The following is a 19,776-nucleotide window of genomic DNA, read 5'->3' as shown; positions in this document are numbered from 1 at the left end:
CCTGCGAGAGGTTGCCAAGCGGCTATGTTACCGAATGGGGCTGGGGTGGAAAGTGGAAGCGGGCGGTTTTCTGAGCAAGATCAATAAATTAATAAATAACGGACGGCGATATAACCGCTCAACGGTGGCAGCCATCAGAGCTGGGGAAAATCGAACGGTGAAAGTGGCAGTGCCGCCCTCTTGCTGGCGGGCATTAAAAAACCCTATGGGCCTGCGGGCCCATAGGGTTTTTCTGCGGTGATTGTTTGTGTCGTGGTTATCTGGCTTGGCGTACCGGCACGGCGCGGGTGGTGGCCACTTCGTATCGGCTTTGGCTTGTCGGAGCCCCTTTCTGGAACTGGCGTACCAGCCGGTCCAGATCGCTCAACTGGTTTACCAGCTGGGTGATGCCGTGCACGGCGTGTTGGCTGCCAACGCTGGAGTCATCGGCCAGGGTCTTGATGCTGAGCACGTTGCGGTTGATCTCGGCGGTGACGTGGAACTGCTCCTGCACCGCTTGGGCTATCTGGCCGCTGCCGGAGGCGACCTGCTGCAGCATATCGTTGATCTGCTGGAGAATGGTGCCGGTTGCCGAGGCTTTTTGCTGGCAGCTCTCGGAGAGTTGGCAGCCCTTCTCCATCGCCTGTTCTGCATCCCCGGCGCTGGTTTGCAGCTCGGTGATCATCTTCTGGATCTCGCTGGTCGAGGATTGGGTCTTGATGGCGAGGGTGCGGATCTCGTCGGCTACTACCGAGAAGCCGCGACCCGCTTCGCCAGCCCGGGCCGCTTCGATGGCGGCATTGAGGGCCAGCAGGTTGGTCTGGTTGGCGATGTTGTTGATCACATCGAGGATGCCGTCGATATCGCGGCAGTGGCCGACCAGCGCACTGATCACGCTCTTGGAGGTGATAAGTTCGCTGTTCATGCCCGCCACGGCAGCCACGGTTTCGGCCACGCTACTGTTGCCGCTCTTGAACAGCACGGCCGTTTCATCCAGCAGGCTGGAGGAATCAGTCGAGCTTTGTGACACCTCGCGAATGGATTCCGACATTTCGGTCACGGCAGTGGCTACCTGATTGGTTTCGGCCTGCTGCTGTTGCAGGTTGTCGGTGATGGATTCGGCGTTGCGCAGATCCCCCTCGGCGGCCTGCAGGATCTTGCTGCAAGTCTGTTGGGTACGGGCCAGCACGGCGTTGAACTCGGCCTGATTCATCACCATCGAGAGTTCGATGGCGGCGATGTTGTCCACCTTGTTGGTGTAGAGCAGCTGCATCAGCGGGTTGTCAAAGCGGCTGCGGGCCATCTTGTTGAGCTTGCCGAGGCGACGGGAGAGGGCATTCAGGGTGATGGCCGCTATCGCCAGCGGCAGGGCGGCCAGCGCCAGTTGCCAGTTCATATCGTGGCTGTAGCCCAGCGCAAACATGGCGAGCAGGCTCAGCAGCAGACAGAGGTTGATGGCCAGGGTATGGGAGAAGGTGGGCAACTTGAGCGCCAGCGGCAGCTTGTTGTTGCGAAGGTCGGCATAGACCTTCTCGGCCCGCTGCTTGATCTCCTCGCTCGGAGCGGTGCGCACCGACTGATACTCCACCACCCGGCCACTGGCATCCTTGATGGGGGTGACAAAGGCGCTGACCCAGTAGTGGTCACCGTTCTTGCAGCGATTTTTCACCGGCCCCATCCAGCTTTTGCCATCCCTGATGTGACCCCACAGATCGGCAAAGGCCTGTTTCGGCATGTCAGGATGGCGCACCAGATTGTGGTGTTCCCCCTTCAGCTCGTCGAGCGAGAAGCCTGCTATCTCGCAAAACTCATCGTTGGCGTAGGTGATGCGGCTCTCCAGATCCGTGGTGGAGATCAGGCTCTGGTGGTCTGGATAGAGACGTTCTCTTTGGGTAACCGGTTGATTGATTCTCATGGCCTTGCTCCCGAGCCGTGGTGGTTAAATTTTGATCTGCATCAAGACATGTGCAAAGGGCGGGCCAGCTGGCAAAAACTAATGATTGATGTGTTATTAGCGAGGTTTGGAGAGGAAAAACGCGTGGTTGTTTGCAATATGCAACGGATCTGACGGGGTGTGCCTCTGCGGCATCTGCAATTTGCAACCTATTCTGGACAAGCCCATAAGCTTGGAGCCAGCAGCTTGATGCGAAGGAGCCATGAACCGACGGGGCATCAGCTGCCCCGCCAGAGATCAGGGGAGAGGGTCGGGAGCGGGTGAGGAGGGGGCGCTGACGAGCTGCATCACTTCAATCTGGATCCCCTGCACCAGCACGGTTTTCAGATCCTGCAGGTACTCCTCCAGTGGCGACTCTTGCAGCAGCTGGGCAAGCTCGTTGCCCACCGGGGTGAGCCGGTAGTAGAGCAGGGTGATGTTGTTCTGCTTGCACTGCAGCCGCCAGCGCTGGTTGCCGAACTCCAGCTCGACCCCATCGGCGGGCAGCGGGCCGGACTCCAGCTCCGCGCGATGCAGCAGCCCGAGCTCAAACAGCTGCAGCAGGGCGTTGTAGGGCAGCCGGTATTTGCCAAGGCCGAGCCGCGTTGCCTTGGCGCGACTCAGCAGGGTGGCCCCCTTGTGCAGCCCCAGCAGCAATCGCTGCTCGTCGCTGCCGGTGTAGTGGCAAGTCAGTGAACAGATGCGCTGAAACAGCTGGGCCTCGCGCTGGGTCATCTCTTTGAGGGTGGCGAGCGCCCGAATGGAGAAGCGGCCCGGGGTGGCGACTTCCAGCGCGAAGATCCGCCCCCACAGCTGCTGCATCGGCACCATGCTGATATCTTCCGCCAGTTGCAGGAAGCGGGTCAGCCAGTCGCTGTCCATCTCGCCGCCAGCCGCGGTCTCTTCGCAGTGGCGGGAGGCCATCACCATGATGGCTTCCAGATTGCGCTGGCGGGCGGCCTGATCCGCCAGATGGCGAAAGGTGGCGCGCTGTTCGAAGGTGCTGTCGGTGTTGCGGGTGAGCATGCCGTCGATACCGCGACTGCGGGCCAGACGCAGGGTCTGCTCCTGGCTGCTCAGGATCGAACTCTCTTTTTTCGGGGGGGGGAGGTCTGCCATGCTGACTCCATTCGCACAGGTTCTGGAGCTGAATGTTACTCCAACCGGGATACCAAGATAACAAAGCGGCCTCCGTGGAGACCGCTTTTTTTGCAACGGGAGGATTACTCCTCGTAGACGCTCACCTCGACCGCTTCCATCGAGTAGGAGGCGGTGGCCATCTCGTGGCTGGAGCTGACCGTGCGCATCTTGCCCTTCACCCAGATGGCATCCCACAGATCATCCACCGGCGCACCCTTGGGGTAGCTCACATAGATCACCTGATTGGTGGGGGGCGGCGGCACATGGATGCAGGCGCCGAAGTAGGGCACCAGCAGGAAGGCGGTGATCTTCTTGGCATCCCCCTCCAGTGGCACCACGAAGCCCGGAATGCGCAGATCCTGGTTGTCCAGATTCTTGTTCACCCCGCCCACCGGTTGCGGCACCGACATGGGATCTTCGTGATTGACCTGGGGCGGTGGCAGCAGTTTTTCCCCTTCCGGAATGAGTACATCCCAGTCGATGGTCTTGTAATCGGCAGCCAGGGCGGGCAGCACCAGCAGGCTGGCGAGCAGCGCCACAATTTTCCACTTCATCATCTGTCCTTCTGTTTCTATTTTGGGCGTCTCGCTAGACGCGAATGCTCATACCATCGCTCAGGCTGTAGCGGTAAGCGCGGGCAGCAGGGAGCAGGCCAATCACCATGCCTGCCAGCCACACTACCCCCAGCAACTGCCACTCATAGGCGCTCGGCAGCCCCAGACTCAGTTGCAGGCCATAGTGGCTGAGCAGCCAGGGCGAGGCAAGCCCCTGTCCCAGATAGAGCACGGCAACCCCGAGAGCGATACCGACCGTGGTCAGCGCCATCGCTTCCAGCGCCAGCAGCAGGAACAGGTGGGCAGGGCCCGCGCCGAGGGATCGCAATATGGCGAGCTCCCGGCGCCGCTCGTTAAGCCCCGCCAGCAGGGTAGTCAGCATGCCTATCAGGCCCGCGACTACCACAAAACCGGCGATCACCGACAGCGCGGTTTCCGCCACGCTCATCAGGCTCCACAGCTCCTGCAGGGCGGCCCCCGGCAGGATCGCCATCAGCGGCTCTTTGGGATAGGTGTTGACGCTGCGTTGCAGTTGGAACGCCAGGATCCGGTTGCTCAGTCCCACCATAAAGGCGGTGATGGTTTTCGGGGTGAGATCCTGCGCCAGCGCCTGCTCCGGCGTCACGTTCTTGCTGTGGCGGCCGGTATCCCAGCCCAGATGGATCGCCTCTATCCCCGCCAGCGGCACATGGATGGTGCGATCAATGGGCGTGCCGGTCGGCGCCAGAATACCCACCACCTTGAACGGCAGATTGTCGTGCTGGCTGAACGAGGTGTTGCCAGCACCGTGGGCGATGACGATGGATTGGTCGAGGTGATAGCCGAGCTTCTCGGCCACCTGAGCGCCGAGTACAGCTTCAAACGGCGTCTCGAACGGCCGCCCTTCCCGCAGTTGCAGCGACTGCTGCTGACCGTACTTCAGGTGGGTGAAGTAGTCGCCATTGGTGCCGAGCACCCGAAATCCCTTGTGGGAGTCGCCAAGGGAGAGCGGGATGGTCCAGGCGACGCCCGGTTTCTGCTTGATGGCCTGATAGGAGTCCCACCCCACGTTGTTGGTGGGGTTGCCGATGCGAAACACCGAGTAGAGCAGCAGGTTAACCTGACCGGAGCGGGCGCCGACGATGAGATCGGTTCCCGAGACGGTGTTGGAGAAGCTTTCGCGGGCCTGGGTGCGCACCCGCTCCACCCCGAGTAGCAGGGTGACGCTGATGGCGACGGCCAACAGGGTGAGCCCGGCGGTGAGTCGGCGGGCCCAGAGACTTTGCAGGGCGAGCTTTAGCATGATGCCCTCCGGTTGAGCTGTTGCAGGTTTTCTACCCGCGGGAACAGGGGTTCGAGATAAGGGTCGTGGCTGACGAAGATCAGGGTCGAGCCCTGCTTGTCGCACTCCTCGAACAACAGCTTGATAAAGGCCGCCCGGTTGTCGGTGTCGAGGGCCGAGGTGGGCTCGTCGGCGATCACCAGTGGCGGCGAGCCGATCAGCGCCCGTGCGGCGGCAACCCGCTGCTGCTGGCCAATGCTGAGGGCATGGACGGGGCGATGCAGCGCCTCATCCGGCAGTTGCAGCTCCGCCAGCAGACGGCGCGCCTCCTGCTCCGGACTCCCTTGCAGGCGAGCCCGTTTGGCGGGCGAAAAGGTGAGTGCAGCGGTCACGTTGTCCTGCACCGAGAGAAAAGGCAGCAGATTGAACTGCTGGAAGATATAACCCAGATTGGCCGCCCGGAAGTGGTCACGGGCACGGCCAGAGAGCCGGGCCAATGGTTGGCCCAGCACCTCCAGGGTGCCGTGGTTGGCGGTCTGGATCCCGGCCAGCAACCCGAGCAGGGTCGACTTGCCGGAGCCCGACGGGCCCTTGATAAAGACCCGCTCACCCTCGCGGATGGTGAGGGCGGGCAGATCGAGTACAGCGTCGCCACCTGGCCAGGCAAAGGCCAGATCGCGGATCTCAACCACGGCTTTTTTCATGGCGTTACCAGCTCAGCTTGTTGGCGGACGGGGTCAGCTCGCCAGCGGTCTGGCCGGTGGGCAGGATCCCCTGCACGCTCAGCTTCTCAAGGCTCGGATAGACGCTGAACAGGGTCGCCTCAAGGCCGGTCAGTTTGGCCGGGGTGGCGCAGGTGTAGGTGTACATGGCGCCCATATCGGCGTGACCCGCTTCGTCATGATCATGGTGGTCTTCATGTTTGTCGCTGGCAGCCTTGTCATGGTCATGGTCATGGTCATGGTCGTGGTCGTGATCATGCTCTTCTTTGGCGGCTTGCAGCTCCTGCTGGGTCAGTTTGCAGCCAGCGGCCGGGTCGAAGCGAAACAGGGCGTCAGGCTGCTGGAGGCGGGCGACCGCTTTGGCATACTGCGCCTTCTCTTCATCGCTCTTGGCTGCGTGCTCGAAGCCCACCAGATCGGCTGCGGGTGCCTGCAGCTCGATCATCAATTGGTCGCCATCGACCACCAGATTGAGGTGGCCGTGGCCATGCTCGTGGGCGCCGTGGCTGTGGCTCTCGTGTTCGTCGTGATTTGCGTGTGCGCCAAAGGCCGCTGCGGCCAGCAACAGAGTAACTGCTTTCATCTTTAATCCTTTTTCAAAACAAATAGCGAAATTAAACAAAGGGATAGAGAAAAGCAGAGGCGGGCGGCGCACGGATGGCATAGCTGTGAAGCGTGGCGGTATCCACCGAGTGTTGCATGGTTGCAACAGCGGGCAGAACAGAGGTCGAACCGGGGAAACAATAGGGGGTAGCGGTGATGACCTGCTTGCCATCCAGATGGAGGGCACAGACCAGACAGTGATGGTCGTCGTGGCCGGGCAGGGCGGATTCAAGCTGATGCCGGGCAAGGGCAGGCTGCAGCCATAACCAGCCCAGCAGCAAGATCCAGATTTTCAGCTTGATACGACCCATAGACCCTTATGGAAAGGGCGCCATCAGCGCCCTTTCTCTCTGACTTAGAGATGGGACTTGATGAGCCCCATCACGGTAGCAATGTTGTTGGCATCGAGCTGGCCATCTTTGGCAAACAGCACCTTGCCCTCTTTATCCAGCAGGATGATCGCCGAGCTTTCCGGCGTCAGATCCCAGGCGTTGCGCGCCATGCCCTTGGCATCCAGCACCATGGCGGACCAGGGGAACTCTTTCTTGCTGTCCTCGGCGCTGCTCTTCACGAAGCCGGAGGTGCCCCAGATGGCGTCATTGCTGTTGATGACGGTGACGGTCTGATACTTGTCATGGGGCAGCTTGGCGGCCTTGATCGCCTCGATCATCGGGGCGTTCAGCTCCTTGGCACTGGAGCGACCGGCAATATGCTGGATCAGGAATACCTTGCCGGTGAGCGAGGTGCTCTGCCACGGTTGGTAGCCGATATCCTTGCCGTTCAGTACCAGCTCACCCTTGTCGCTGATATTGACCAGCGGCACCGGGTTGCCATCCTTGACGTTGTGAGCAAAGACCAGAGATGGCAGCAGCGCCAAAGTAAGTACCAGATGTTTCATCCTGATGACACTCCATTTGTTATGTTATAACGAGTTTCGGATTGAGGGAATGGGCGAGCTTCATCCTAAACTGATCGGATCTGTTTAAAAAGTGTTAAATAAGATCGCAATTCAGAAGCGTCGGCGCCCCGCCAGTCAGGAGGTTGGCTGGCAAGGGCGGCTAGGATGGCATGACATCGATAAAAATCAATGAATTGGCTGCTGGTCTGAGCTGTCTGCGTCAGTAGAGCGACTCGCTGATGAGGGGGATCTTGGCCATGGTCATCTGCTGGGCCAGCAGGGACGACCCGGTCAGCAGCACATGGCGCTGATTGTTGATCACCACCACATCACCGGGTACGCCACTGTCTGCCGTAATGGCCAGCCAGGCAGGGGAGACGCTGCCGATGCTGATATCCGGGTAGATGATGCTGAGCACATATTGCGGGGCCAGCTCCGCCAGCAGACTGGCCATCAGCAGCGCCTTCTCATCGCTGTCGGCCTTGTTATCCTGCAGCGCCTGCAGTGGCGGTGCGAAGTGATCCAGCTGCTCCGGCTGGGTGGGAATGGCGTTCAGCCACTCCTGCAGCAGGCTGACGCTGGTGGCGAGATCCTTGGCGGCAAACTGCTGCGCCAGCGGCTTGAGATGCCCCTTGAAGTGGTAGAAGAGCTGGGAGTAATCGGGTCGCACGCAAGGCAGTTTGCGATTGGCAGGATGGACGCAGGGGATCACCCTCATCTGGTAGAAGGCATCCTCCTGATACTGCTGGTAGGCTTGCCAGAACAGCATCGACTCCATGCTGTCGTCCCGCAGGGTGAAGGCCTGCTCCAGATTGCGAAATTTGGTAGCGGTCTCGGGGCTGCTCTGATTGATCAGGTTGATGCTGTTGTAGAGCCGCGGGCTGATGTAGGCGTAAAGCGTCTCCAGCGGATTGGTGAGGGAAGCTTTCAGCAGGCTCATCTCGTGGCGACTGGCGGCCATCACCTGATCGTCGGTGGTCAGCTGGAAGTGCTTGCGCTGGCCATCGGTGGATTGCCACTGCCAGCTCATGTTGATCTCGCTGGCGTTGCTTGTGGCGCCAAGGGTGGTGCTGAGAGTGAGGCTGAGCAACAGCGCGGGGGTCAGCTTCATGGTGGTGCTTCCTGCCGTGGACGATAATTAACAACTAGGTGAGCCGGAACCACTTTGGTGATGTTTCGTTTTGTGATCTGGATAACAGATTGATGTGACTTTTAATTTAATTGTGAAATTAAGTCACTCTGGAGGGGTTATGAAGCCTTGGATCATAGTGCTGTTTGGGCTGCTCAGCCTGCCAGCCATGGCGGGTCAAGTGATCGTCAACAAGGGGATGTCCATTGCGGATACCTTTGCCCTGCGTGATCAGCTGGCACGCGAGCACGAATGGCAGGAGTGGTTGCGCTATCAGCAGGCCATCAAGTGGCTGGAGGTGTTGCCAGTCAACTGCGAGCTGATGAGCCAGCTTGGCGGCGGCTATCGCTGTGGCGGTGATTACTATCGTCCCTACCAGAAAGATGGCCGTGAAATATACATTCAGGGCAATCCTGCCGGAGATGCAGCCGGTCAGCTGCCGCAAACACCGACAAAAAAGGCGCCATAAGGCGCCTTTTTTACAAGCCGAGTGATGCTTACTTGGCAGCGTAACGCTCGGCAGAGGCTTTGATCTCGGCTTCGGCAGCGGCCTTGTCGCCCCAACCTTCCACCTTGACCCATTTGCCCGCTTCCAGCTCTTTGTAGCGCTCGAAGAAGTGCTGGATCTGGGCTTTCAGCAGTTCCGGCAGATCGTTCACATCCTGGATGTGGTCGTACTGCTTGGTCAGCTTGGAGTGCGGTACGGCAACGATCTTGGCATCTTCGCCTGATTCGTCGGTCATCTTCAGCACGCCAACCGGACGGCAGCGAATGACGGAGCCGGCCAGCAGCGGGTAGGGGGTCGGAACCAGTACGTCGACGGGGTCACCATCCAGAGAGAGAGTCGCGTTCACGTAGCCGTAGTTGCACGGATAGAACATCGGGGTAGACATGAAGCGATCGACGAAAATAGCACCGCTGTCCTTGTCGACTTCGTATTTGATCGGGTCGGCATTCTGCGGGATTTCGATGATGACATAGATATCGTCGGGCAGGCTCTTGCCAGCCGGTACCAGGTTCAGGCTCATGATAATTCCTTCGTTGTTAGTATCAGGTTTGCAGGCCGATATTATAGCGATGTGATGTTAAATGACCATATTTCAGCGGCTATCGCTAACAAAGAAGGGGGATGTTTCCTGTTTGCGGCGCGTTGATGTGTGCAGGATGCAACAAAACAGCTGTTTTGATGCCCCTACCGGTGAGCAAGGTCACCGGCAGGGCATGTAGAGTTGCGAGCAAAAAGGGTCAGAGCGAGTAGGGGAGTCTCGATTCGTTGACCAGTCGCGACAGGGCTGTCACTACATGAGGGTCAAACTGGGTGCCGGAGCGTGACTGGATATACACCATGGTCTGCGCCAGCGTCCAGGGCTCCTTGTAGGGGCGCTTGCTGAGTAGGGCATCGAATACATCGACTACCGCCACAATCCGCGCCGACAGCGGGATCTGCTGACCAGCCAGCTGCTGCGGATAGCCCTTGCCATCGAAATGCTCGTGGTGGCCCCGGGCGATTTCGGCGCCGAGAGAGAGGTAGCTGGTTCCCTCCACCATTTCGCCCGCCTTGTGCAGGATATTGGCGCCGATGCCGGCATGCTGCTCCATGATGGCCCGCTCTTCCGGGTCGAAACGGCCGGGCTTGTGCAGGATATGATCCGGGGTGCCCACCTTGCCCACATCGTGCAGAATGGAGGCCATGCCGATCATCTCGACAAACTCCGGAGTCAGCTGCTCGGGATAGGCCGCCATCTGCTTCAATTCGGCCACGATGGCATCCGAGAGCTTCTGCACCCGCAAGACATGCTCGCCGGTATCGGAGTCGCGAAACTCCGCCAGCGCCGCTAGCGCCACCACGGTGGCCTCCTGGGCGCGCAGCAATTGGTTGTAGAGATAGAGGTTGTCGTAGGCCGCCGAGATGCGCTGGCAGAAGACATCCAGCAGATCGCACTCGAGGGGATCGAGAGGCTGGGTCGGGGTAAAACTCAGCACGAACTCGCGACCATTCTGGGCTGCGATATAGAGGGAGTCCTGCGGGTGTTCAAAGCGGTTGCAGCGCGCCGCCAGTGCCTTCATGACCGAGTCATTGAGGGTGGGGAAGTCGGTGATCTTGCCATCATCCAGCAGAGTCTCGTAGTCGCCGGTAGCGGCGAGGATCTCCAGCCCCTGTTCGCCGGGACGGCGCTCGGCACAGATAGCCCCTTCGGTGCCCACATCGAGAATGGCGCTGATCTGTTTCAGCACGCCGGAGGCAAACTCCTTGAGTGAATGAAGATGGTAGAGATCGCCCGCTCCTTCCAGAATTTTGCCGAGCCCCTGACGGCTCTTGTCGATGGCACTGAGGGTTTCGTATGAACGCAGGGATGCGATGACAGTGGTGTAGAGCTTTTGTACCGTCAGCTCGGTCTTGGTCTTGTAGTCATTGATGTCGTAATCGAGGATCACCCGCTGCTCGGGGGCTTGGCCGGGTTGGCCGGTACGCAGCACGATCCGCACCAGCGAGTTGTGCATTTCGTTGCGGATCCGGTGCACCAGCCGCAGACCTGCGTCTTCGGTCTCCATCACTACATCGAGCAGGATAAGTGCAATCCTGGGATTGGCCTCCAGCATGCGGCCAGCTTCGGCGCCGCTGTAGGCATTGAGCAGCTCCAGCGGACGGGATTTGTAGTGAATGTTGGAGAGGGCCAGGCGGGTGGCATGATGGATATCCGGCTCATCATCCACGATCAGCACTTGCCATGGGTTGAGTGCCTTGGGGACCACGACCTCCTCATCATCGAGTTCGATGATGTCGTCGTCCAGCAAGATATCGTCCTTGTCTTGGGCACTGCTCATATCGGTTACGCCTCCGGCGCTCAATGAGTATGTGAACAGTATGCACGATCACATCCTCTCGGATCATCAGGATAAGTAGATATCGTGAGCTGGCTCCGCCTCTTTATCGCTACTCGAAAGGTTCCAGATACCCCTGGATCGACTTCTTCAACCAGGCCAACACCTTGCCGTGATAGGCGTTTTCCGCCAGATAGACCCCGTAATCCCGCCACTGCAGGCTGAACTTGTGTTTCAGAGTCAGCAGGGAGCCTTGTCGCAGCTGGCTCTGGATCAGTGGCGAGGGGAGCACCGCCCAGCCCAGTCCGTCCAGCACCGCATTGCGCATCAACTCGAAGCTGGAGAGGCCGATATGCTGGCCCCCTACTGGCAACAGGCTTTTTACCGAAAATTCATCTACATACGAGAGGGTAACCTGGGTGTGATCGGTCAGATCCTGCTGTTTGACCCGCTTCAGTCCGGCCAGCGGATGGCTGGGTGCCACCACCATCAGGGTGCGGATCGGGTTGAGCACGTCGATATTGAGGCCGCTGCGCTCCTGATCTTCTGTGATAAGGCCAAAAGCGGCATCGACGAATCCCTCTTCCACCAGCGCCGGCAGTTCGGGCGGAGAGGCGAGCACTAGCGAGATACTGGTGCCGGGAAACTGATTGTGCAGGCTGGCCAGCATCTCGCGCCACACCGGTTCGGGAATCGCGTCATCGCGGGCGACTCGCAGCGCCACTTCGGCCCCCGAGGCGTAATGTTTGCACTTCTGCTGCAGGCTGTTGGCTGCCTGCAGCAGGCGGGTGCAATCATCCAGCACCAGCTCACCGATCTCGGTCAGGCGACTCTGATTGGCACCTCGTTCAAAAAGTTCGACGCCAAGCTCAACTTCCAGCGCCGCGATGGAGGTGCTGACGGCGCTGCGGCTTTTGCCGAGGCGACGGGCGGTGTTGGCAATAGAGCCGCTATTGGCGGACTCTACAAAGAGTTCTATTTGATATAGCTTCATCTTTTACAGGCTGTGGCGGAGTTTTTCACCATCACCTTAGCGTGCCGAACCAAGGCAAGGCAAACCTGCAGCGTCGGAATAATCGACGCTGAGCGATTGTCGCGAGTTGCTTCTCCCCGTTTACCATCTCTCCCGTCGAAGCAACAAAGGCATCTTATATGTTATTAAGTCGTATGTTTCTGGCCCGGCTGTTTTTGACCGGCGCCATCGTGACCGAGGTCGCCGGTACCTCCAGCATGGCCATGATCCCCGAGCAGGGGGCTGGCTGGATGAATTACATCCCGATGTGGCTGTTGATCGGTTTCTCGTACTGGTTGCTGGCGAAAGCCGCCAAAACAATCTCCATTGGTATTGCGTTTGCGCTCTGGGAGGGGCTCGGGATCACCTTGATCACCATAGTGTCGGTCATGTTCCTTGGTTACGATGTGACCGTTCAGGAGCTGATTGGCCTGGCTCTCGCGATAGTGGGGATTGTTATGGTGACCATGGGGGAGACCCATGATGAGCCCGCAGACAAGTCAGTAGAAGCGGAGGCCACAGCATGAGTCCGTTTGTGATTGTACTGGGTGCCGCACTGATCGATATCGGCGCCAACATGGCCATCAACCGCTCCAAGGGGTTTCGTTACAAGGGGTGGGGATTCCTGGGGATCATGCTGGTACTCGGCGCCTTTACCCTGCTCTCGGAAGCGGTAAGTGGCGGCCAGATTGACCTGGCTGTTGCCTACGCCACCTGGGGGGCTATCGGCATCGTCGGTACGGCGCTGGGCGGTTTGCTCTTCTTCGGTGAGCGGCTCAAGCCCATCGGCTGGGCTGGCATGATGGTGATGGCGCTGGCTGTCGTTATGCTGACTACCGCCTGATAACCTGAAGCAATAAGAAAAGCCGCCCGGTTGCAACCGAGCGGCTTTTTGTTTGGCCGACTGTTTGACCGACTCAGGCTAAGCGCGGCGCTTCGTAGAGCTCCAGCGGCAGGCCGTCGGGGTCGGCGAAGAAGGTAAAGCGCTTGCCGGTCAGCTCGTCCACCCGCACCGGCTCTACCTCGACCTGATGGGCCAGCAGGTGGGCGATGACCCGGTCAAGATCGCTGACCCGAAAGGCGAGATGGCGCAGGCCGCACGCCTCGGGCCTGGAGGGGCGCTCGGGAGGTGAGGGGAAGCTGAACAGCTCCAGCTGGCTGCCGTCCGGCAGGGCCAGATCCAGTTTCCATGACTGGCGCGCTTCGCGCAGGGTCTCGGCGATGATGGGCAGCCCCAGCACCTCGTGGTAGAAGTGGCGCGAGCGTGGGTAATCGCTGGCGATGATGGCCACATGGTGGATGGCGTCAAACAGCGGAAAGGTCATGGTGTTTCCTTGTCAGCAGCATAGTGAACGGGCAGCCTGCGCTGCCCGTGTCGTTGATCTAGTTGAAGAAACCGCCGAACCAGTCATCCAGCGCACTGCGTGGCGTCGCACTGCTGGCGCAGCCGGCCGGGGAGCCCATGGTGGAGGCTTTGGCCGGCACCTGCAGGCTGCCCGGGCAGTCGCTGGCGACGCGGGTGCCGCTGGCGCGGGAGAAGTTGGCCCAGGTGACCCCTTCCGGCATCTTCAGTCCCAGACTGTTGACGCCGCGCTGGCTCATGTAGCCGCTAAAGAGCTGCAGGGCTCCGCTGGCACCGGTCAAACCTGCCGGGGTGTTGTCGTCGCGACCGACCCAGATACTGACCAGTTCGTTGTTGTCCATCCCGGCAAACCAGGAGTCGCGCAGCTCGTTGGTAGTGCCGGTCTTGGCCGCCATGGTGGCGCCGGGGAACTTGGCACTGAGGGCGCGGGCCGTACCCTGACTCACCGTCTTGGTCATGGCGAACAGGGTCAGCCAGCTTGCCTGCTGGTCGGTGACCCGCTTGGCGGTCTGATCATGCTGATAGAGCAGGCTGCCATCACCGTTGACTACGGCGCGAATGGCCGACAGCGGCTGGGTCAGCCCCTGATTGGCGATGGGCAGATACATCTGGTTCACCTCCAGCGGGGAGAGGGCCACCGCCCCCAGCACCAGCGACGGATAGGGCTGGATCTCCTGCTGGACTCCCAGCTTGTGCAGGGTGTCGACAACCTTCTCCAGCCCCACCTGCAGACCCAGATTGACGGTCGGCACGTTGAGTGAGCTGGCCAGCGCATCCATCAGCGGCACGCTCTGGCGGAACTTGCGATCGTAGTTTTGCGGTGTCCAGACCTGGCCATCCTGACCGCGAATACGGATCGGCTGATCTTTGAGTGGGGTCGCCAGGGTCAGGCCGTTGGAGAGACCGGTCAGGTAGACCGCCGGTTTCACCAGCGAGCCGATCTGGCGGCGGGCATCCAGCGCCCGGTTGAACCCGGCGTAGCGGGGATCGCGGCCACCCACCAGCGCCACTACTTCGCCCTTGTGCCAGTCGGAGACCACCATGGCCGCCTCCAGCTTCTTCTTGCCGCGCAGCTTCTCGATATCGGCGAGGCCCGATTCGACCGCCCGCTCGGCCGCATGCTGGGCGATGGGGTCGAGGCTGGTGAAGATCTTGAGGCCGGACTGCTTGAGCAGATCGGCGCCGAAGCGGCTCTGGATCTCCCGCTTGAGCAGTCCCATAAAGGCCGGTGTGCGGCCATAGCTCATCTGGCCACGGGCGATGATGCCGAGGGGCTGGCGGCTGGCCAGCTCATATTCGGCCTGGGTCAGGCTGCCGTGATCCATCAGCAGCTTCAGCACCAGATCGCGGCGGGTCTTGGCCCGCTCCGGGAAGCGCCATGGGTCGTAATAGGAGGGGCCTTTCACCAGACCGACCAGCAGGGCGACCTGATCGATATCCAGCTCGTTGACCGGAATGCCGAAGTAGAAGTAGGAGGCGAGGCCGAAACCATAGACCCCTTGCGAGAAGTTCTGCCCCAGATAGACCTCGTTGAGGTAGGACTCCAGGATCTCGTCCTTGCTGTAGCGATAGTCGATCAGCACCGCCATATAGGCTTCCTGCAGTTTTCGCCACAGGCTGCGTTCACGGGTCAGGAAGAAGTTTTTGGCCAGCTGCTGGGTCAGGGTACTGCCCCCCTGCACGGTGCGACCCGCGATCAGGTTGGCGAACATGGCGCGCATGATGGCCACCGGCGAGACACCGCCATGCTGGTAGAAGTCGCGATCTTCGGTGGTGAGCAGGGTCACCAGCAGGCTGTCGGGCACCTCGGCGATGCGAACCAGCAGGCGATCTTCCCGATCCTCGGTATTGAGGCGATCGAGCAGCACAGGGTCCATCTGGGCGTAACCGAGCTGGCGCTGGTTCTCCAGCGACTGGATCCCCTCAAGACGCGGGCCGTTGAAGGTGAGGCGCAGGCCACGGGCTCCGTCGGCGCCGTCATAGAACTCGAAGGGACGGCGAATCAGCTCGATGCGGTTGCCATTGATGGTGTATTCACCCGGTGTGTGAGGCTGGCGCACCTGCTTGTAGCTCAGCATGTTGAGCTCGCGCAGCATCTGGTCCCGCGACAGGCGCTGGCTGGGGTAGAGCTCCAGCGGACGGCTGTAGACCATCACCGGCAGCTGCCACTTCTCGCCATCGAAGCGCTCGCGCACCTTGGTATCGAGGTAGATGCCAAACACCACCATAAAGGCCGCCACCACCAGCGAGAGCTTGAAGCCAAGCCAGAACAGCTTGCGCCAGATGGTGCGTTTGGGCGCTGCCTTCTTGGGGGCACGCTTGCGTCGTTGGGTTGCCATAAATCCTCTTTGCTTTCCTTTCTACTTGTTATGTCGCATTCGCGAACGTTCGAGCGGGATTAACCCGCCGAACCTAGATGCCCATCTTCTTTTTGGTGACTTTGGTCGGCATCGCCTCCAGCGGATTGTCCGGCCAGTAGTGGCGGGGATAGCGCCCCTTCATCTCTTTCTTCACCTGCTCGTAAGAGCCAGCCCAAAAGGCGGCCAGATCGGCGGTGATCTGCAGCGGTCGCTGGGCGGGGGAGAGCAGCTCCACCACCAGCGGCACCCGGCCATCGGCCACGCAGGGGGTCGAGCCTTGCCCGAACATCTCCTGAATGCGTACCGGGATCACCGGTGCCTGCCCCGGCTGATAGCGGATCCGCACCCGGCTGCCGGTGGGCGCAGCAAAGTGGCTCGGCAGTGCCTCGTCCAGCCGTTTGGGCAACGGCCAGGGCAGGGATTGGCGCAGGATGTCGCTCATATTGAGCCTCTTCAGCTGCTCCAGCCGGGTCATGCCGCTCACCGCTGGCAGCAGCCACTGTTCTAGGTCGGCCAGCAGGCTGTCGTCATCCATGGCTGGCCACTCCTCATCAGGCAGCCACTCATGGGCGCAGCGCAGACGGGCCAGCAGCCCTTCGCTGCTCTCGTCCCACGGCAGCGCATGCAGCCCCTTGCGGCGAATGCCTTGTAGCAGGCAGCGCCCTTTCTGCTCGTCAGAGAGTTCGGTCAGCGGTCGCTGGTTCAGCACCAGCTCGCCGATCACCTGCTGGCGCTCGGCGCGCACCCGCTCTTCCCGCTCATCCCAGTCGAACCACTGCCGTTCGCTCACCAGTTCAGGCAGCAGGCGTACCAGTTCGTCCAGCTCGACCGGTTCGGCGATAAAGATGCGGCTGCCGCGATCATTCTGCCCCATCTCGATGGCGATAAGGGCCCCTTGTCCCTGACAGGGATGACCTTCTACCAGATCGCAGCTCACCCCACCACTGAGTTGATAACGACTGCCGCTGCGCAGCTTGCCGATGCGATCCGGCCAGGTGAGGGCGCAGAGCAGCCCCAGCCACTGGCCCTGTGCATTGGCAGGGCGGGCGCCAAGCCGTTCAAACCAGCGGGCAGCGCTCTGGCGCAGGGCGTTTTGACGGCGGTGGAACAGCACAGAGAGGCGCTCCGATCCTCGCAGATCTTCTTCCTGCAACGCCACCAGATAAGCAGCATCGGCGACAATCCCTGTCAGACCTTCAGCTTCCAGCTCGCGGGCGCGAAGCAGCATGCGGGCGAGCCGGGGATGGGTACCGAAGGCGGCCATGGCGCGGCCAGCGGGAGTGAGTTGTTGCTCACCCTCCGGCTTCATGGCGCCAAGGGCCACCAGCAGCCGCTGGGCGCTGGCGACGGCCGCAGCCGGCGGCATGTCCAGCAGCGGTAGATCTTCCACCTTTGCCCCCCACTGGGCGGCGTCCAGCAGCAGGCCGGTCAGCTCCTGAGTGAGGATGTCTGGCGGGCTCTGCTCGGCGAGCCGCTCCTGCACCTCGCTGCTCCAGAGCCGGTAGCAGATACCGGGGCCGAGGCGACCGGCGCGGCCTGCCCGCTGGGTGGCGGAGGATTTGGCTATCTGGCGGGTCTCCAGTCGGGTGACACCGCTTTTCAGATCAAAGGAGGCCCGTCGTTCCAGCCCGCTATCGATCACCACCGAAATCCCCTCAATGGTGAGGGAGGTCTCCGCCACATTAGTGGTGAGCACCAGCTTACGGCGGCCCGCAGGCGCCGGTTCGATGGCTGCCTGCTGCGCCGCCATGTCGAGGCGGCCGTAGAGGGGGGCGAGGGTCACGTCGTCCGGCAGTTTGTCTGCCAACCACTGCGCCAACCGCTCGATCTCACCCTGTCCCGGCAGAAAGACCAGCAGGCTGCCATCTTGATCGGCCAGCGCCTCGAGTACCACGGCGCCGACTTGCGGCTCCAGCCACTGCTGGCGGTTGGCGGGGCGGTAGTGGTAGTCGATGGGAAAGCCGCGCCCTTCGGAGCGAATCACAGGGGCATCCGGCAACAAGGTCTCGAGTGCCATGCCATCCAGGGTAGCGGACATCACCAGTAGCTTGAGGTCATCGCGTAATCCCTGCTGGCTCTCGATGGCGAAGGCCAATGCGGTATCGGCGTGCAGGCTGCGTTCGTGGAACTCATCGAAGATGACCAGCGAGACGCCATTCAGCTCAGGGTCTTGCTGCAACATCCGGGTCAGCACGCCTTCGGTGACGATCTCTAGCCGGGTCGCTGAGCTGGTGTGGCTCTCGCCACGCACTCGCAGGCCGATGCGCTCGCCCACCTTCTCCCCCAGCTGGCGCGCCAGAAAAGTGGCGATATTGCGCGCAGCCAGGCGCCTTGGTTCCAGCATGATGATGCGGCCGGGCAGCCGGTTCTGACGCACCAGCTCCAGCGGCAGCAGGGTCGATTTGCCCGCGCCGGGGGGCGCCTGCAGGATCACGCTGGTGTGGCTGTCGAGGGCGGCAAAGAGTTCGGGCAATACCGAAACGATGGGGAGCTGGGGCAAAGCGATGAGCACCTTCTGTAGCAATCGGTAAAACGGCGCCTATTCTGCCACAGCCACCCGCGCCACCGTGAGTGGATGTGCGCAGATGGCCACTCGGGTGGGAGGGTGGCGAGACATGGCCGGATGGCTGCCATAGAATGGGCCCATCCAATGAGCGTGAAAAAGGCATTATCACCACATGGCCAAACTCTTCTTTGCCCTGCCCGTCAAGGAGCTCGCTCCCGAGCTCATCGTCTGGCGCGATCAGCAGCCCTGGCCCGGTCAGCCGGTGCCGCAAGCCAACCTTCATCTGACCCTCGCCTTTCTGGGGGAAGCGGACGAGTTGACCACCCGCCGCCTGATCGCCGCCGTGGAGCGTCAGCACTGTCCGCCGCTCTCCATCAGGCTGGATGAGACCGGCTGGTTCAGCCGGGCCAAGGCCGCCTGGATTGGCCCGAAGGAGTGGCCCAACGAGCTGACCGTGCTGGCGAAGGCGCTGCGCCGCCACGGCGAGAAGTTGCGCCTTGGCAATGGCGAGCAGGGTTATCGCCCCCATGTCACCCTGTCGCGCAAGGCGGGTGAGGCGCCAGCCACCCTGCCTGCCCCAAATTTTCTGCTGCAGGCCGATGAGTTCTGCCTCTATCAATCCATCTCGACCCCGGACGGGGTGCGCTACGAGCCGCTTGCCTGCTGGCCGCTGCGCGCCCGGGTAAAAGAAGACGCGCGGAGGGCGAACCCGTGATATTCGATCCGCCGCTGCAATCCGGGCAGCTTATTGCCCGCTACAAGCGCTTTCTGACCGATGTCGAACTGGCCAATGGCGAGGTGATCACCATCCACTGCGCCAACACCGGTGCCATGACCGGTTGTGCCGATCCGGGCACCCGGGTCTGGTACTCCACTTCCGATAACCCCAAGCGCAAGCTGCCCAACAGCTGGGAGATCGCCGAGAGCCCGGCGGGCCACTTTATCTGCGTCAACACGGCGCGCGCCAACCAGATTGCCCGGGAGCTGATCGAGCAGGAGGCCATTGCTCCGCTGGCGGGTTACAGCCGGTTGCGCACCGAGGTGAAGTATGGCGAAGAGAACAGTCGCATCGATCTGTTGCTGGAAGATGACGAGAAGGGCAATTGTTACATCGAGGTAAAATCGGTCACCCTGCTCGACGAGCGGGAGGAGGCTGGCATGGGCTACTTCCCCGATGCGGTCACCGCCCGTGGTGCCAAGCATTTGCGCGAGTTGATGGCGATGAAAGCGGCGGGCCACAGGGCAGTGCTGCTCTTCATGGTGTTGCACTCCGGAATAAGCCGTATGCGCCCTGCAACCCATATAGATCCGCACTATAGTCTGCTAATTGAGCAGGCAATCGCGGCGGGGGTTGAAATTTTATGCTATCGGCCCCATGTTGGGGTGCAAGGCATGGTGGCTCAAGGGTTTATCCCGTTTGAATCTGGTCACCTGTTACCCGAGGGGAGTGCATAAATATTGGAGTGGGTAACATTATTGGTACGGCTCGTTTG

General features: G+C 61.0%; 20 protein-coding genes. 5 read left to right on the top strand and 15 right to left on the bottom strand.

What is annotated here, in order from left to right; translation table 11 throughout:
- Nucleotides 1-256 precede the first annotated feature (256 nt).
- The 9 genes from ACTG1K_RS20880 to ACTG1K_RS20840 form a co-directional block, all read right to left on the bottom strand.
- A complete protein-coding gene (locus tag ACTG1K_RS20880; RefSeq protein ID WP_440006627.1) occupies nucleotides 257-1,894 on the bottom strand; it encodes a methyl-accepting chemotaxis protein in 1,638 nt (545 codons plus the stop codon).
- 276 nt (nucleotides 1,895-2,170) lie between these two features.
- The gene (locus ACTG1K_RS20875) at nucleotides 2,171-3,031 is read right to left on the bottom strand and encodes a TIGR03899 family protein (RefSeq protein WP_047439578.1); all 861 of its coding nucleotides are present in this window, start codon (nucleotides 3,029-3,031) and stop codon (nucleotides 2,171-2,173) included.
- A 104-nt stretch (nucleotides 3,032-3,135) separates the two neighbouring features.
- Nucleotides 3,136-3,609: a DUF3299 domain-containing protein gene (locus ACTG1K_RS20870; RefSeq protein WP_440006625.1), complete on the bottom strand. Its 474-nt coding sequence runs from the start codon at nucleotides 3,607-3,609 to the stop codon at nucleotides 3,136-3,138.
- Between the two features lie 31 nt (nucleotides 3,610-3,640).
- On the bottom strand, nucleotides 3,641-4,888 hold the full coding sequence (locus ACTG1K_RS20865; protein WP_021229567.1) for an ABC transporter permease: 1,248 nt from the start codon (nucleotides 4,886-4,888) through the stop codon (nucleotides 3,641-3,643).
- Nucleotides 4,882-5,571: an ABC transporter ATP-binding protein gene (locus ACTG1K_RS20860; RefSeq protein WP_005362918.1), complete on the bottom strand. Its 690-nt coding sequence runs from the start codon at nucleotides 5,569-5,571 to the stop codon at nucleotides 4,882-4,884. Before ACTG1K_RS20860 ends, ACTG1K_RS20865 begins: the two co-directional genes overlap by 7 nt.
- A gap of 4 nt (nucleotides 5,572-5,575) precedes the next feature.
- Entirely contained in the window at nucleotides 5,576-6,172 is a 597-nt protein-coding gene (locus tag ACTG1K_RS20855) for a DUF2796 domain-containing protein (RefSeq protein WP_005354691.1), read from the bottom strand.
- Between the two features lie 31 nt (nucleotides 6,173-6,203).
- Nucleotides 6,204-6,503: a hypothetical protein gene (locus ACTG1K_RS20850; RefSeq protein WP_440006623.1), complete on the bottom strand. Its 300-nt coding sequence runs from the start codon at nucleotides 6,501-6,503 to the stop codon at nucleotides 6,204-6,206.
- Between the two features lie 44 nt (nucleotides 6,504-6,547).
- The gene (locus ACTG1K_RS20845; RefSeq protein ID WP_197927730.1) at nucleotides 6,548-7,090 is read right to left on the bottom strand and encodes a YtfJ family protein; all 543 of its coding nucleotides are present in this window, start codon (nucleotides 7,088-7,090) and stop codon (nucleotides 6,548-6,550) included.
- 220 nt (nucleotides 7,091-7,310) lie between these two features.
- Complete coding sequence (locus ACTG1K_RS20840; RefSeq protein WP_047439570.1) at nucleotides 7,311-8,201, bottom strand: hypothetical protein; 891 nt, start codon at nucleotides 8,199-8,201, stop codon at nucleotides 7,311-7,313.
- A 139-nt stretch (nucleotides 8,202-8,340) separates the two neighbouring features.
- Here ACTG1K_RS20840 and ACTG1K_RS20835 point away from each other — a divergent pair, with 139 nt between their 5' ends.
- Nucleotides 8,341-8,688, top strand: coding sequence for a hypothetical protein (locus ACTG1K_RS20835; protein WP_440006621.1), 348 nt, complete (start codon nucleotides 8,341-8,343; stop codon nucleotides 8,686-8,688).
- Nucleotides 8,689-8,716: 28 nt separating this feature from the next.
- Here the strand turns inward: ACTG1K_RS20835 and ppa are convergent, their stop codons facing one another.
- The 3 genes from ppa to ACTG1K_RS20820 form a co-directional block, all read right to left on the bottom strand.
- The gene (ppa, locus tag ACTG1K_RS20830; protein ID WP_236347263.1) at nucleotides 8,717-9,247 is read right to left on the bottom strand and encodes an inorganic diphosphatase; all 531 of its coding nucleotides are present in this window, start codon (nucleotides 9,245-9,247) and stop codon (nucleotides 8,717-8,719) included.
- Between the two features lie 217 nt (nucleotides 9,248-9,464).
- Nucleotides 9,465-11,045, bottom strand: a complete 1,581-nt coding sequence (locus ACTG1K_RS20825) for a DUF3369 domain-containing protein (protein WP_440006619.1) — start codon at nucleotides 11,043-11,045, stop codon at nucleotides 9,465-9,467.
- 109 nt (nucleotides 11,046-11,154) lie between these two features.
- Nucleotides 11,155-12,036, bottom strand: a complete 882-nt coding sequence (locus ACTG1K_RS20820) for a LysR family transcriptional regulator (RefSeq protein WP_021229560.1) — start codon at nucleotides 12,034-12,036, stop codon at nucleotides 11,155-11,157.
- 158 nt (nucleotides 12,037-12,194) lie between these two features.
- On the opposite strand from ACTG1K_RS20820, the gene ACTG1K_RS20815 reads away from it, so the two are divergent.
- Entirely contained in the window at nucleotides 12,195-12,581 is a 387-nt protein-coding gene (locus ACTG1K_RS20815; protein WP_005335660.1) for a DMT family transporter, read from the top strand.
- The gene (locus ACTG1K_RS20810) at nucleotides 12,578-12,898 is read left to right on the top strand and encodes an SMR family transporter (RefSeq protein ID WP_005335659.1); all 321 of its coding nucleotides are present in this window, start codon (nucleotides 12,578-12,580) and stop codon (nucleotides 12,896-12,898) included. The genes ACTG1K_RS20815 and ACTG1K_RS20810 overlap by 4 nt, the downstream gene beginning before the upstream one ends.
- A gap of 73 nt (nucleotides 12,899-12,971) precedes the next feature.
- Here ACTG1K_RS20810 and gloA2 read toward each other — a convergent pair whose 3' ends face one another.
- From gloA2 to hrpB, 3 genes are all read right to left on the bottom strand, one after another.
- Entirely contained in the window at nucleotides 12,972-13,379 is a 408-nt protein-coding gene (gene gloA2, locus ACTG1K_RS20805; protein WP_236351074.1) for an SMU1112c/YaeR family gloxylase I-like metalloprotein, read from the bottom strand.
- A gap of 58 nt (nucleotides 13,380-13,437) precedes the next feature.
- The gene (mrcB, locus tag ACTG1K_RS20800) at nucleotides 13,438-15,756 is read right to left on the bottom strand and encodes a penicillin-binding protein 1B (RefSeq protein WP_100652841.1); all 2,319 of its coding nucleotides are present in this window, start codon (nucleotides 15,754-15,756) and stop codon (nucleotides 13,438-13,440) included.
- A gap of 73 nt (nucleotides 15,757-15,829) precedes the next feature.
- Nucleotides 15,830-18,277, bottom strand: coding sequence for an ATP-dependent helicase HrpB (gene hrpB, locus ACTG1K_RS20795; RefSeq protein ID WP_440006616.1), 2,448 nt, complete (start codon nucleotides 18,275-18,277; stop codon nucleotides 15,830-15,832).
- A gap of 178 nt (nucleotides 18,278-18,455) precedes the next feature.
- Here hrpB and thpR point away from each other — a divergent pair, with 178 nt between their 5' ends.
- Nucleotides 18,456-18,998 carry an RNA 2',3'-cyclic phosphodiesterase gene (gene thpR / locus ACTG1K_RS20790; RefSeq protein WP_440006614.1) on the top strand — a complete coding sequence of 181 codons (543 nt, stop codon included), beginning with the start codon at nucleotides 18,456-18,458 and terminating at the stop codon, nucleotides 18,996-18,998.
- Nucleotides 18,995-19,738 carry a DNA/RNA nuclease SfsA gene (gene sfsA, locus ACTG1K_RS20785; protein ID WP_440006612.1) on the top strand — a complete coding sequence of 248 codons (744 nt, stop codon included), beginning with the start codon at nucleotides 18,995-18,997 and terminating at the stop codon, nucleotides 19,736-19,738. The genes thpR and sfsA overlap by 4 nt, the downstream gene beginning before the upstream one ends.
- The last annotated feature ends 38 nt before the right edge of the window (nucleotides 19,739-19,776 follow it).

This window comes from Aeromonas sp. 102P (assembly GCF_051920345.1).
GTDB classification, from domain to species: domain Bacteria; phylum Pseudomonadota; class Gammaproteobacteria; order Enterobacterales; family Aeromonadaceae; genus Aeromonas; species Aeromonas veronii.
This window is presented reverse-complemented; position numbering and strand designations above follow the sequence as displayed.